The sequence below is a fragment of the Roseivivax sp. THAF197b genome (genome assembly GCF_009363255.1).
Classification (GTDB): Bacteria; Pseudomonadota; Alphaproteobacteria; order Rhodobacterales; family Rhodobacteraceae; genus Roseivivax.
Window position 1 is genome coordinate 316,544 of the sequence record NZ_CP045318.1, and the last position, 12,831, is coordinate 329,374.

12 protein-coding genes are annotated in these 12,831 nt (G+C 65.1%); 8 read left to right on the plus strand and 4 right to left on the minus strand.

The window, feature by feature from the left end; translation table 11 throughout:
• Positions 1-75 precede the first annotated feature (75 nt).
• A complete protein-coding gene (locus FIV09_RS01610) occupies positions 76-1,605 on the minus strand; it encodes a DUF2125 domain-containing protein (protein ID WP_152448348.1) in 1,530 nt (509 codons plus the stop codon).
• Between the two features lie 132 nt (positions 1,606-1,737).
• On the opposite strand from FIV09_RS01610, the gene FIV09_RS01615 reads away from it, so the two are divergent.
• Positions 1,738-2,490: an SDR family oxidoreductase gene (locus FIV09_RS01615; RefSeq protein ID WP_152448349.1), complete on the plus strand. Its 753-nt coding sequence runs from the start codon at positions 1,738-1,740 to the stop codon at positions 2,488-2,490.
• Between the two features lie 26 nt (positions 2,491-2,516).
• Here FIV09_RS01615 and FIV09_RS01620 read toward each other — a convergent pair whose 3' ends face one another.
• The 3 genes from FIV09_RS01620 to FIV09_RS01630 all read right to left on the minus strand — a co-directional run bounded on the left by FIV09_RS01620 (position 2,517) and on the right by FIV09_RS01630 (position 6,041).
• Entirely contained in the window at positions 2,517-3,200 is a 684-nt protein-coding gene (locus FIV09_RS01620; RefSeq protein ID WP_152448350.1) for a GNAT family N-acetyltransferase, read from the minus strand.
• Complete coding sequence (locus FIV09_RS01625; protein ID WP_152448351.1) at positions 3,197-4,588, minus strand: aspartate aminotransferase family protein; 1,392 nt, start codon at positions 4,586-4,588, stop codon at positions 3,197-3,199. The genes FIV09_RS01620 and FIV09_RS01625 overlap by 4 nt, the downstream gene beginning before the upstream one ends.
• Positions 4,589-4,667: 79 nt before the next feature.
• Complete coding sequence (locus tag FIV09_RS01630) at positions 4,668-6,041, minus strand: multicopper oxidase family protein (protein WP_152448352.1); 1,374 nt, start codon at positions 6,039-6,041, stop codon at positions 4,668-4,670.
• Positions 6,042-6,151: 110 nt separating this feature from the next.
• On the opposite strand from FIV09_RS01630, the gene crcB reads away from it, so the two are divergent.
• The 7 genes from crcB (at position 6,152) to FIV09_RS01665 (ending at position 12,828) form a co-directional block, all read left to right on the plus strand.
• Positions 6,152-6,529 carry a fluoride efflux transporter CrcB gene (crcB, locus tag FIV09_RS01635; protein ID WP_152448353.1) on the plus strand — a complete coding sequence of 126 codons (378 nt, stop codon included), beginning with the start codon at positions 6,152-6,154 and terminating at the stop codon, positions 6,527-6,529.
• Complete coding sequence (locus tag FIV09_RS01640; RefSeq protein WP_152448354.1) at positions 6,526-7,575, plus strand: RluA family pseudouridine synthase; 1,050 nt, start codon at positions 6,526-6,528, stop codon at positions 7,573-7,575. Before crcB ends, FIV09_RS01640 begins: the two co-directional genes overlap by 4 nt.
• Entirely contained in the window at positions 7,572-8,252 is a 681-nt protein-coding gene (locus tag FIV09_RS01645) for an HAD-IA family hydrolase (protein WP_152448355.1), read from the plus strand. The genes FIV09_RS01640 and FIV09_RS01645 overlap by 4 nt, the downstream gene beginning before the upstream one ends.
• Entirely contained in the window at positions 8,249-8,983 is a 735-nt protein-coding gene (locus tag FIV09_RS01650; RefSeq protein ID WP_152448356.1) for an ATP12 family chaperone protein, read from the plus strand. The genes FIV09_RS01645 and FIV09_RS01650 overlap by 4 nt, the downstream gene beginning before the upstream one ends.
• 172 nt (positions 8,984-9,155) lie before the next feature.
• Positions 9,156-10,169, plus strand: a complete 1,014-nt coding sequence (locus FIV09_RS01655; protein ID WP_152448357.1) for an amino acid ABC transporter substrate-binding protein — start codon at positions 9,156-9,158, stop codon at positions 10,167-10,169.
• Positions 10,170-10,316: 147 nt separating this feature from the next.
• A complete protein-coding gene (locus FIV09_RS01660; protein ID WP_152448358.1) occupies positions 10,317-11,534 on the plus strand; it encodes an amino acid ABC transporter permease in 1,218 nt (405 codons plus the stop codon).
• 1 nt (position 11,535) lies between these two features.
• Positions 11,536-12,828: an amino acid ABC transporter permease gene (locus FIV09_RS01665; protein WP_152448359.1), complete on the plus strand. Its 1,293-nt coding sequence runs from the start codon at positions 11,536-11,538 to the stop codon at positions 12,826-12,828.
• The last annotated feature ends 3 nt before the right edge of the window (positions 12,829-12,831 follow it).

Genomic DNA, 12,831 nt, shown 5'->3' on the forward strand with positions numbered 1-12,831 from the left:
CGCTGGGCGGCTTTCGTGTTCAAACAAAAAAGGCCCCGGATCGTCTCCGGCGCCTTTCGCGTGAAGCTCGTGCGTTCAGCGCAGACGCTGCCCGTTGGCCAGGACCTGACCGTCTTCGGTGATCGTGACCGTCGAAGTCAGCGTGTCCGCCGCATCGCCCGGCACCGAGAACATCGAGATCATCATCCGGGCTCCCATCGCGTCTTCGTTCGACAGGATGCCCATCTCGATCAACCGGTCGATCAGCGCGTTGGCCCCGGTCAGCGTCATCGTGGCCTCGCCCTCGGGTGCGGGCATGCCGTCGAAGGTTTCCGTGTCGCTGTTGTTGATGGTGAAGGCGCCCTCGGCGTTCAACTCGGCGCCCGCGGCCTCTAGGCGCACGGCGTTGATCGTCACCGCGTTCAGCTCACCCGGCGCGCCCTCGGCCCCTTCCATCGCTTCGGGATCGAGGATGGACAGGAAGCTCGTCGCCTGTCCTGTCACGTCGATCAGGAGCGTGGCGGGATCGCGCGGGAGGATCTCGGTCGGGTCGAACATCATCCAGATCATGTCCGCGACTTCCAGACCAGCCAGCTCGATAAGCATCGAGAAATCCTGCGGCTCCTCGGAGGCGCTGACCGGCAGGGCGGTGTTCGTCTGCAGCTTGTCCATCGAGACGGAGATCGGGAAGGGCAGGTCCGGCACGGTCGCCGACATGGCGATATTCTCGGCGCCAAGGCCGTATTGCAGACCGTCCTGCGACAAAGCGAAACTGAAGTTCCCGCCCGTCGAGGATGTCTGGCCTTCGACCGGTTCGCCTTCGGACGTGCCGGTGAAGCGCGACTGGCCGCTGGCATAGGTGAAGCTGCCTTCCACATCGAGCCCGGCCGCGACCATCGCATCGGCCTGCATGTCCGGCTCCATCTCGGGCACGTCACCCCCGCCATCGATCGCGATATCGCTCATCGCGCCCGACAGGCTGCCGGTATCGCCTGTGTCTGGGTCCGTGAAGCTGACATCGTAGGACAGGCTTTCGGCGCGCAGGTTCTGCGTGATCGACATCAGGTCGCCATAGGCCATCTGCATCGTGCCGGTCAGCGCCGCGAGGCTGAAGCTGCCATTGCCCATCTCGGGCGGGACGGGCGTGCCATCGACGACGATCTCATCGAGGGACATGCCCAGCGTGTCGGCGGACAGATCATATTGCTGGTTGTCGTCACTGCCGGAGACGAGGATCGTCAGCCCGGTATGCGTGTAATCGAGCGACACGGTGGTTTCGGGCTGATCGGCCGCATCGGTGGTGATGGTGATCGGCATGCTTTCGGGGAACAGCACGCGCACGGTGCCATCGCCCTGGTCTTCGAAGGTGATGCGGCTGGCCTCGAATGTCAGCTCGCCGTCCTGTCCATCCTCTGCCATGGACATGGTCGCGGTCAGCCCTTCGACCACCACGTCATCGCCGCTTCGGCTGCGATTGGCCTCGACGCTGTAGCCGGAGGTCTCGAGATAGGCGCGCAGCCCCTCCCAGACGCCGTCCGGCGTGACATCGGCGGCGGCGGAGATTGGCGCAAACGCACCGGAGACAAGAACGGGGACCGCGAAAAGTGCGCGGTTGCGGTATGACATGAGGGTTCCTTCCCGCGAATGGGCAAACAAATCTGTCGCCAGCTTCTGCGTTGCCCGAACCGGGGTCAAGAGGGTGGACCGGCCCGGCCATGGCCGCTACCCAAAGGACAGAAGCCAAGAGGAGACGCGGCCATGGATATGAGCGGAAAATCGGTTCTCATCACCGGCGCCAGTCGCGGGATCGGCGAGGCCGCGGCCCGCCGCTTCGCCAGGGCAGGCGCCAAGGTCGCGCTGATCGCGCGCAGTGCCGACCGGATCGCGGAGATCGCGGGCGACATCGGCGAGAACGCCATCGCCATCCCCTGCGACATATCGCGCTACTGGGAGATGGAGCAGGCGGTCGCGAACACGGTTCAAAGCTTCGGCGCGCTCGATGTGATGATCAACAATGCAGGCATGATCGAGCCCATCGCGCATATGTCCGAGGTGGACCCGGATGCCTGGGGTAGCGTGATCGACGTGAACCTGAAGGGTGTATTTCATGGCATGCGTGCGGCGCTGCCGGTCATGCAGGACCAGCCCGGTGGCGGCACGATCCTGACCATCGGGTCGGGTGCGGCGCATGGCCCGGTCGAGGCCTGGTCGGCCTATTGTGCCTCGAAGGCCGGGGCGTTGATGCTGACGCGGATGGCCGACAAGGAAAACCGCGACGCGGGCATCCGCGCGATCTCGCTCTCGCCCGGCACGGTCGCGACGGAGATGCAGCGCGAGATCAAGGCCTCGGGCATCAACCCCGTGAGCCAGCTCGACTGGTCCGATCACATCCCGCCCGAATGGGTGGCGGAGGCGCTGTTCTGGATGTGCGGGTCGGAGGCCGATCCCTATCTGGGCGCGGAAGTGTCGCTGCGCGATCCCGATATCCGCAAGGCTGTCGGCGTCGCCTGAGGCGCGGCGTCGCACCGGGGCATCCGTCAGACGGTGAGCGCCTGTTTCTGCCGCCCTTCGGCGTCGAAATTCTCGGGCGCGAGCCAGACCTCAAGTGCTGCCTTCCGCGCGGGCCATTCGTGATCGAGGATCGAAAACCACGCCGTGTCGCGGTTGCGCCCCTTGTTGACGCGCGCCTGACGGTGCGTGCCCTCATAGGTGAAGCCAAGCCGTTCCGCCGCGCGCCGGGACGGCGCGTTCAGCGCATCGCATTTCCATTCGTAGCGGCGGTAGCCCAATTCGAAGGCCTGCCGCATCATCAAATACATGGCCTCGGTCGCCATGACCCTCCGTTGCAGGCGCGGCGAATAGGTGATCCCGCCGACCTCCACACTCCCGACCTCGGGATCGATGCGCAGGTAGCTGGCCGTGCCGAGCGGTTGGTCCTGCGCATCGAGGATCGTCACGAAGAGCGGATCGGAGCTGTCCGCCATGCCCCGGAGCCGTTCGCGCATCTCGGCCGCATCCGCAGGCGGATCGAGCGGCAGATAGGTCCAGTTCCGCCCGTCCGCATCCGCGCCATAGGCCGCAAACAAGCCATCCGCGTGATCCGGATGCACCGCTGTCAGGCGGCAGGTCCGGCCCGAAAGTTCGGTGCCGGGCCGGGCGCAGGGCAGGGCGGTCGTGACGCGCGCGCCGACCGGCTGGCCGAACGCATTCGTCTCGCTCATCCGAAGACGCGGGTCAGGGCGCCGTCCACACCGTCGATGATCTCGTCGATATCATCCTTCTTGGCTATCAGCGCAGGCGAGAAGCAGAGCGTGTTGTTCTTGCCCGGCACGGAACGGTTCGTGGCGCCGATGATCAACCCCTGACCCATGCAATCCGCCACCACCGCCTTGACCCGCGCCTCTTCGACCGGATCCTTGGTGTCGCGGTCCGTCACCAGCTCCGCACCGAGGAACAGACCCTTGCCGCGCACATCGCCGATGATCTGATGCTTGCCCTTCAGCTCTTCGAGACCCTCCAGCATGTAGTCGCCCATCCGGGTCGTGTTGCCGAGAAGGTCCTCGTCCTCGATGATCCGCATGTTCTCCATGGCCGCCGCCGGACCGGCCGTGCAGCCCCCGAAGGTCGAGATGTCGCGGAAGTAATCCATCGGATCGTCCGCGTCGGTCTTGAACAGATCGAACACGGCCTCGGTCGTGGTCAGGCAGGCGATGGCCGCATAGCCCGAGGCCACGCCCTTTGCCATTGTGACCATGTCGGGCTCGATCCCGTAATGCTGGTAGCCGAACCATGTGCCGGTGCGGCCCACGCCGCAGACGACCTCGTCGATATGCAGAAGGATGTCGTATTTCCGGCAGATCTCCTGCACGCGCGGCCAGTAGCCTTCGGGCGGGACGATCACGCCGCCACCCGCCGTCACGGGCTCGAGGCAAAGGGCGCCCACCGTGTCGGGGCCTTCGCGCAGGATCACTTCCTCGATCTGGTTAGCGGCCCATTCGCCATAATTCTCAACGGGCGCGCCGTCCTGTTCGTGACGACGATATTCAAGGCAATGCGGCACGCGCACGAAACCGGGCGCGAAGGGGCCGTATTGCGCGTTGCGTTCGTCCTGACCGCCCGCCGACAGCGCGCCGATCGTGGTGCCGTGGTAATCGCGGTCGCGGTAAAGGATCTTGTGCTTCTTGCCGCCATAGCGCTTGTGGGCGATCTGGCGGACCATCTTGAAGGCCTTCTCGTTGGCCTCGCTCCCCGAGTTGCAGTAATAGACGCGGGACTGCCCCGGCATCTTCTCGATCAGCCGCTCGGCAAAGAGCGCGCCGGGCACGGTGCCCGCCGCCCCCGCAAAATAGTTCATCTTGCAGAGCTGGTCGTAGACGGCGCGCGCGATCTCTTCGCGGCCGTAGCCCACATTCACGGTCCAGACCGCGCCCGAGACGGCATCGAGATGTTCCTTGCCGTTCTGGTTCCAGACCCGCATCCCCTTGCCCTCGATCAGGATGTTCGGATCCGAGGTCTCCCACGGTTTGTGCTGGCTCAGGTGATGCCAGACATGCGCCTTGTCGGCGGTGACGATGTGGGACAGGTCGTTCGCGGTGAGTGTGCCGTCCATGAGGGGCCTCCCGGTCAGGCGGAAAATTTGATCATTTGATCAAGCCTTGGCCGAAAGACCCGAGTCGCGCAAGCCCGGCTCAGGCCGTGACCCGGATGAAAGAGCCCAGTCCGCTCGCATGATGCCCGAGCATGTGGCAGTGAAACAGCCAATCGCCCGGATTATGCGCGGCGAAGGCCACCTCTTTCGTCTCGTCGGGGCCAAGCAGGATCGTGTCGCGCAAGGGGCCAAGGCCGCCATCGGGCAGGACTTCTGCGAAATGCATCCCGTGCAGGTGCATCGCATGCGGGAAGGCGCTGTCATTGGCCATGCCGAGCCGCACGCTTTGTCCCAACGCCACCTCGAGCATCGGGGTTGCATCGCGGCCCGCCTGTCCGTTGATCGCCCAGACCATGCCTTCGGCAGCCAGATCGCGGCCCGAAAGGACCTCCCCTTTGAACCGCGCCTCCGGAAGGCCCCGCATCGCACCGCCCTGCATCAGCACGCGCTGCGGAACGGCATTCGCCAGATCGATGGGAAAATCGGGATTGGGCGGCAGGGCATCGGGCGCATCGCGCCGGTTGCGCGTGCCGGGGGTGACGGTGAAGCTGGCCTGCGCATAGCCGCCCGTGCGGTCGAAATGCAGCAGGAAGGCCTCCGCCTCTTCCGTTGTGACATCGACGAAGAGATCGACGCGCTGGGCGGGGGCCAAGGTCAGCGGGTCCACGACCTTTTCCGGTTCTGCCAGCGGCATCCCGTCCAGCGCCATCACCCAGCCGTCGAGCCCCATCAGCCCCAGCGTGAAGATCCGCGCATTGGCCGCGTTGATGATCCGAAGCCGCAGGCGGGAATTGCGCGCGACCTCGAACCGGGCCTCCGGCGCGCCATTCGTCAGCACCACGTTCCCAATCCGGCCCGCATGGGAGCGGTCATGCAGGTTGTCGAAATCCGCGGTGATCTGCGCGTCGCGCCCGAGCCGGATATCGTCGATCACCAGTGTCAGGTCGCGGTCCACGTCGGGCGCCTCGGGTTCCTCCACGATCAGCGCACCGTAAAGCCCGCGTTCCACCTGTTCGACGCTCTGCGCGTGGGAATGATACCAATGCGTGCCCGCATCGGGCAGGGCGAAGTCGTAGTCGAAGCTGCCGCCCGGCGGGATCGGGTCCTGCGTGACGCCCGGCACGCCGTCCATCGCGTTTTCGATCCGGATGCCGTGCCAATGCACCGCCGTGGGCTGGCTGAGATTGTTGACCGCCCGCCATTGAAAGCGGTCGCCTTGGGTGTGGCGGATCTCGGTGCCGGGAAAGCTGCCATTGAAGGTCCAGAGATCGGTCGCAGCCATGTCGCCCGGTGCGATCTGCGCCTGCGACGGCGCCATGTCGAGCAGCGGGAACTCCGCGCGCGCTGTCCGGGGCAGGGCGCCCGTCGCGGTGCTGGCGGCAAGACCCTGAAGCATGTGACGGCGTGTGAGCATGGTTTCCTCCGTGTCCTCGGCGCGAAGATAGTCCGCGACCGGGGCCAGGGAAATGCCCGCCAGAGCCCCCGCCGCTTGACAATTTCGTGGCGGGGGGCGATGCGCGCGCCATGATGACAACGCTTCTTCAGGTGGCGCTTGGCGGTGCGCTGGGTGCTGTGGCCCGGTATCTTACCGGCCTTGCGGCCCTGCGCGCGATGGGGCACGGCTTTCCCTGGGGGACGCTGACGGTCAATGTCGCGGGCTCCTTCCTGATGGGCGTTCTGGTTGTGATGCTCGCGCATCTGGGCGGAACGAGGTTCGCGCCCTTGCTGATGACGGGCTTCCTGGGCGGGTTCACGACCTTCTCGGCCTTCTCGCTTGACGCGGTCACGCTTTACGAACGGGGCGCGCTGGGCGCGGCGGCGGGCTATGTTGCGGCATCGGTCATCCTGTCGCTGGCGGCGCTGGCCGCGGGCCTTTTTCTCGCACGGAGCATTGCACAATGAGCGGCGTCCAGACCCTGACCATCGGCCCCGGTGACGGGGATCAGCGGCTCGACCGCTGGCTGAAGCGGCTGTTTCCGCATCTCGCGCAAGGCCGGATCGAGAAGATGTGCCGCAAGGGCGAACTGCGCGTCGATGGCGGCCGGGTGAAGGCCAATTTCCGCCTCCAGACCGGTCATCAGGTCCGCATCCCCCCGATCCCGGCCCCCGATGCCGAAGTGGTGGCGGCGCGTCCGAAGCCCAAAGTCTCGGATGCCGATGCGGAAATGATCCGCGATTGCGTGATCTGGCGCGACGATCACATCATCGCGCTGAACAAGCCGCCGGGCCTGCCGACGCAGGGCGGATCGAAACAGACCAAGCATGTGGACGGGCTCTCCGAAGCGCTGACATTCGGATACGACGAAAAGCCGCGGCTTGTGCACCGGCTCGACAAGGATACGTCGGGCGTTCTGCTGCTTGCGCGCACACGCGAGGTCGCGAAGGACCTGAGCACCGCGATTCGGCACAAGGAAACGCGCAAGATCTACTGGGCGCTCGTGGCGGGCGTGCCGACGCCCTATCTGGGCGAGATCCGCTTCGGCCTCGTGAAGGCGCCCGGCCACGGCAAGGGCGGCGAGGGCGAGAAGATGCACGCCGTTCACCCTGCCGAGATGGACACGACGCCCGGCGCGAAGCGGGCGCATACGCTTTATGCAACGCTCTACCGCGTGGCGAGCCGTGCCGCCTGGGTCGCGATGGAGCCGATCACCGGCCGCACCCACCAGCTGCGCGCGCATATGGCCGAGATCGGGCATCCGATCATCGGTGACGGCAAATATGGTGGCTCCGGGCAGGAAAACCTCGGCGATGGCTGGGGCGCGCAGCTGGGCGGCATCATCAGCCGCAAGCTGCACCTGCATGCCCGCACGATGGGCTTCGTACATCCGGTGACGGGAAAGCCCGTGGTGATCAACGCGCCCCTGCCCAAGCACATGGCGGAAAGCTGGGACACCCTCGGCTGGGAGGAAAGCTTCGCCGCCGAAGACCCGTTCGAGAAGCTGCGATGAGCGGCGAACTGCGCCTTGTCGTCTTCGACGTGGACGGTACGCTGGTCGACAGCCAGGCCGATATCTGCGCCGCGATGGAGGCGGCCTTCGCCAGCGCCGGTCTGGCGCCCCCGCCGCGCGAGGCCGTTCTGGGGATCGTGGGTCTTTCGCTGCCCGAAGCGATGGCCGAACTGGCACCCGATCTGCCGGTCGAGACCCGCATGCAGATGGTCGCAGCCTACAAGGACAGCTACGCCCTGCGGCGCCGCGAGGTCGGCGCGGCGGAGGGATCGCCGCTTTTTCCCGGTGTCCGCGACACGCTGGATGCGGTCCATGCCGTGCCGCATTGGCTGCCGGGCATTGCCACGGGCAAGTCGCGGCGCGGGCTCGATGCGCTGCTCGACGGGCACGGGCTGCGCGGGCGCTTCGTCACGGAACAGGTCTCGGACCATCACGCTTCGAAGCCGCATCCGGCGATGCTGCACGCAGCCCTGTCCGACACCGGCGTCGCCCCGCAGCATGCGGTGATGATAGACGACACGGAGTTCGACATGGCCATGGCGCGCGCGGCGGGCATGGTGGCCATCGGGGTCACTTGGGGCTATCACCCGGCCCCGCGCCTCCATCAGGCGCATCACCTGATCGACGATATCGCGGCGCTGCCGGCGCTGCTTCGAGACATATGGGGCGAGACATGAACGCTTGGGCGATGAAGCGGTTCTGGACGGAAGCGCGGTGCGAAGAGACCGAGGGGGGCTGGCGTGTGCTGCTCGATGCGCGCCCGATCCGGACACCCGCGAAGGCGCCTCTGATCGTGCCGCACGCGGTCTTCGCCGAAGAGATCGCGGCCGAATGGGACGCGCAGGAAGACACCATCGATCCCGGTTCCATGCCGGTGACGCGCAGCGCCAATGCCGCCATCGACAAGGTCCGCCACCAGCATGCCGAGGTCGCCGAGATGCTGGCCGCTTACGGCGACAGCGATCTTCTGTGCTACCGCGCCGATGCGCCGGCCGATCTGGTCGCGCGACAGGCGGCGACCTGGGACCCCTATCTCGACTGGGCGGCGACGGCGCTGGGCGCGCGGCTCGCGCCGCGCACGGGCATCATGCACCAACCGCAGGATCCCGCGGCGCTGGCCCGGCTGCGCGACGAGGTGCACGGAATCGATGCATTTGGCCTCGCGGCCTTTCACGATCTTGTGTCCCTGACAGGCTCCCTCGTGCTAGGATTTGCCGCAACCCGCGATTTCGACCCGGGCGCGCTTTGGTCTGCCTCCAGATTGGACGAAGACTACCAGGCCGAGCTTTGGGGCGAAGACGAGGAAGCGGCCGAGATGGCGGCGGTCAAACGCCTTGCTTTCATGGATGCGGTGCGGGTTTGGCGCCTGTCCAAGGGGCAACCTGCGGACCTGCCGTCAACCGAGTGATGAAATCCTGTGCAGCGCTTGTTTTGAAGGCGCTTTGGGTTGACCTCATGCGCTAAATCCGACCAAAGTTGCGCACGCTCAGCGACAATTTGCTCGGGCGAAGCCTAAAACGCATCCTGATAAGGGATGCATACGCCGCCCCAAGAGTGGCGGAAAACAGGAAGAGGTAAGTATGAAAAAGACGGTAATTCTTGGCGCACTCACCGCCGCTGGCCTCAGCGCCGGCGCCGCAGGTGCCCAAACGCTGGACGCCGTGAAAGAGCGTGGAACGCTGAACTGCGGCGTGACCACCGGTCTCGTCGGCTTCGCGGCACCGGATGCGAACGGCGAGTGGGAAGGCTTCGACGTCGGCGTCTGCCGCGCGGTTGCAGCTGCTGTGCTGGGCGATCCCACCGCGGTCGAATTCGTGCCCACGACCGGCAAGACGCGCTTCACCGCGTTGGCCTCGGGCGAGATCGACATGCTCGCACGCAACACCACCTGGACCTTCTCGCGCGACGTGGACCTGAAGTTCGAATTCGTCGGCGTGAACTACTATGACGGTCAGGGCTTCATGGTGCCCAAGGCGCTGGGCGTGTCCTCGGCGACCGAGCTCAACGGCGCGACGGTCTGCATCCAGACCGGCACCACGACCGAGCTGAACCTCGCGGACTACTTCCGCAACAACAACATGGAATACACGCCGGTCCCGATCGAGACCAACGCGGAAGCCCAGCAGCAGTACCTCGCGGGCGCCTGTGACGTGTACACCACCGATGCGTCGGGCCTCGCGGCAACGCGTGCGGCCTTCGAAGCACCGGCCGACCACGTTGTTCTGCCCGAGATCATCTCGAAAGAGCCGCTCGGCCCGCTCGTGCGTCACGGCGACAACGACTGGGGCGACGTGGTCCGCTGGACCCTCAACGCCCTGATCGCGGCGGAAGAGTACGGCATCACCTCGGCGAATATCGACGAGATGGCTGCCAACGGGAACCCGGAAGTGAAGCGTATCCTCGGCTCCGAGGGTGATCTTGGCGCGATGTTCGGCCTTGAGGCCGACTGGGCCAAGCGCGCGATTGCCGCTGGCGGCAACTACGGTGAGCTCTTCGCCAAGAACATCGGCGAGTCGACCCCGATCGGCCTGTCGCGCGGCCTGAACGCGCAGTGGACCGAAGGTGGCCTGCTCTACGCACCGCCGTTCCGCTAAGTTCGGACTTGGAAGGGCGCGGGCATCACACCCCGCGCCCTTTCAACTTCAAGACCTGATACGACCTCAAAATAAACAATCCAGACCAGTCAGCACCGGATCAACCGGGCGGCATTCCGGATCTGGATAGCCCCAGGGATACCCCTCATGACGACACTCAGCGATCCCCCGCAGAGCGCGTTCAAGCCGTCGATGCTGCTGAACGACACGCGGTACCGTGGCTACACATTCCAGTTCATCGCGCTTGTCTGCGTGGCAGCCTTGTTCGCCTATCTGGGCTCGAACCTGTTGCAGAACCTCAGAGATGCCGGGCTGGTGATTTCGTTCAACTTCCTCGGTGATGCAGCGAATTACGACATCAACCAGACCCTGATCGAATACAACAACCAGATGGACCACTGGCGTGCGGCGCTCGTGGGCGTTCTGAACACCCTGCTGGTGTCGTTCCTGGCCTGTATCACGGCGACGATCTTCGGCGTCTTCGCGGGCGTTGCGCGACTGTCGCAGAACTGGCTCATGCGCAAGCTGATGTCGGCCTATGTCGAGGCGTTCCGCAACGTTCCGGTCCTGATCTGGATCATCATCATCTTCACCGTCATGACGGCCGTGATGCCCGCCCCCCGCGACTTCCGGGGCGAAGATGCGGCGGCCTCCATGGTGCTGTTCGACAGCGTGGCCTTCACCAATCGCGGCGTCTACGTTCCGAAGCCGATCTTCGGACCGGGCGGCTGGGCGGTTGTCCTCGTCTTCATTGCCAGCCTTGTCGGGGCGGTCTGGTACCGCCGGTATGCCACGAAGCTGCTCTATGAGACGGGCAAGCTTCTGCCCACCGGTTGGCCGACGCTGGCGATCATCTTCCTGCCCGCGATCCTTGCCTATTTCGTGCTGGGCCAGCCCATTTCGCTCGAATATCCCGAGCTCGGTGGCTTCAACTTCACCGGCGGCATCAACATCCTGGGCAGCCTGATCGCGCTGTGGTTCGCGCTGGCGATCTATACCGGTGCCTTCATCGCCGAGAACGTGCGCGCGGGCATCCTGTCCGTCTCCAAGGGGCAGACCGAAGCCGCGGCTTCGCTCGGCCTGCGTCCGCGCCGGATCATGAACCTCGTGATCCTGCCGCAGGCGCTGCGGGTGATCATTCCGCCGCTCATCTCGCATTACCTCAACATCACGAAGAACTCGTCGCTGGCCATTGCCGTGGGCTACATGGACCTGACCGGCACGCTGGGGGGCATCACGCTCAACCAGACGGGCCGTGCGATCGAGTGCATCCTGCTTCTGATGGCGTTCTACCTGACGATCAGCCTCTCCATTTCGGCGATCATGAACGTCTACAACAATTCCGTTAAGCTGAAGGAGCGCTGAGATGGCCGATACCCACGCCCATTCCGTGCGCTTCGTGCGCGAGAGCATGCTGCCTGAGCAGGAGCCCCCCGCCGCTGAGCGCGGTGTCGTCAAATGGATGCGCCTGAACCTCTTTGCCAATGTTCAGAACTCGATCCTGACGCTGATCGCGCTTTACTGCATCTACTGGCTGGTGACGTCGGTCTTTCCGTGGTTCGCCAACGGGATCTGGGATGCGCCCTCGATCCGGGCCTGTCGCGAGATCCTGGAAGGTCAGGTCGGCGGCTGCTTCGCTGTCCTGTCGGAGCGCTGGAACCAGCTTCTTTTCGGGTTCCAGTACCCGAGCGAGCTTTACTGGCGCCCGGCACTGGCCTTCGTGTTGCTGTTCGTCGCCGTGGCCCCCGTGCTGTTCCGCAAGGTCTTCCCGGCGCAGATGCTGATCTTCAGCGCGCTTTATCCGTTCATCGCCTATTACCTGATCTGGGGCGGATCGATCCTCGTGCCGATCCTGGCGCTTCTGGGCTTCGTGGCGGGCTACATCGTCTATGCGCGGCTCGTGACGCAAAGCTTCGCGATGGGCTTCTTCGGCGGGATCGTCGCCGCGTTCGTCGTGTGGTGGCTGACGGGCTTCGTGGGGGAATCGAGCTTCCTCGCGCTGGAGCCGGTGGCCTCGCGCAACATGGGCGGGTTCATGCTGAACCTGATGCTCGGCACGGTCTGCGTGTCGCTGTCCATCCCCTTCGGCATTGCGCTGGCGCTCGGGCGGCAATCGAGCATGCCGATCATCAAGTGGATCTGCGTGATCTTCATCGAGTTCGTCCGGGGTGTGCCGCTGATCACGCTTCTCTTCGTGGCCTCGGTCGTACTGGCCTACTTCCTGCCGCCGGGGGCGAATTTCGACCTCTTCGTGCGGGTGGTGATCATGATCACCATGTTCGCCTCGGCCTATATCGCCGAGGTGATCCGCGGCGCGCTCGCAGCACTGCCCAAGGGTCAGTATGAAGCCGCCGACAGCCTTGGCCTCGATTACCCGCAGGCGATGCGGCTCATCATCCTGCCGCAGGCGCTGAAGATCTCGATCCCGGGCATCGTCAACGTGGCGGTGGGCCTCTTCAAGGACACGACGCTGGTCTCGATCATCTCGATGTTCGATCTGGTGGGCATGATCCGCGGTCCGATCCTCGCCTCGACGGAATGGAACGGCGTCTATTGGGAGCTTCTGGGCTTCGCCGCACTCCTCTTCTTCGTCGTCTGCTTCGGCATCTCCAAATATTCGCAGTGGCTGGAAAAAGAACTCGCCACCGATCACCGTTAAGAG

What these genes read in the sequence shown, in the direction of transcription:
- FIV09_RS01665 (WP_152448359.1), top strand. Translation starts at nt 11,536, where the DNA reads ATGGCCGATACCCACGCCCATTCCGTGCGCTTCGTGCGCGAGAGCATG.
- FIV09_RS01660 (WP_152448358.1), top strand. Translation starts at nt 10,317, where the DNA reads ATGACGACACTCAGCGATCCCCCGCAGAGCGCGTTCAAGCCGTCGATG.
- FIV09_RS01625 (WP_152448351.1), bottom strand. Translation starts at nt 4,588, where the DNA reads ATGGACGGCACACTCACCGCGAACGACCTGTCCCACATCGTCACCGCC.
- crcB (WP_152448353.1), top strand. Translation starts at nt 6,152, where the DNA reads ATGATGACAACGCTTCTTCAGGTGGCGCTTGGCGGTGCGCTGGGTGCT.
- FIV09_RS01620 (WP_152448350.1), bottom strand. Translation starts at nt 3,200, where the DNA reads ATGAGCGAGACGAATGCGTTCGGCCAGCCGGTCGGCGCGCGCGTCACG.
- FIV09_RS01630 (WP_152448352.1), bottom strand. Translation starts at nt 6,041, where the DNA reads ATGCTCACACGCCGTCACATGCTTCAGGGTCTTGCCGCCAGCACCGCG.
- FIV09_RS01645 (WP_152448355.1), top strand. Translation starts at nt 7,572, where the DNA reads ATGAGCGGCGAACTGCGCCTTGTCGTCTTCGACGTGGACGGTACGCTG.
- FIV09_RS01615 (WP_152448349.1), top strand. Translation starts at nt 1,738, where the DNA reads ATGGATATGAGCGGAAAATCGGTTCTCATCACCGGCGCCAGTCGCGGG.
- FIV09_RS01650 (WP_152448356.1), top strand. Translation starts at nt 8,249, where the DNA reads ATGAACGCTTGGGCGATGAAGCGGTTCTGGACGGAAGCGCGGTGCGAA.
- FIV09_RS01655 (WP_152448357.1), top strand. Translation starts at nt 9,156, where the DNA reads ATGAAAAAGACGGTAATTCTTGGCGCACTCACCGCCGCTGGCCTCAGC.
- FIV09_RS01640 (WP_152448354.1), top strand. Translation starts at nt 6,526, where the DNA reads ATGAGCGGCGTCCAGACCCTGACCATCGGCCCCGGTGACGGGGATCAG.
- FIV09_RS01610 (WP_152448348.1), bottom strand. Translation starts at nt 1,605, where the DNA reads ATGTCATACCGCAACCGCGCACTTTTCGCGGTCCCCGTTCTTGTCTCC.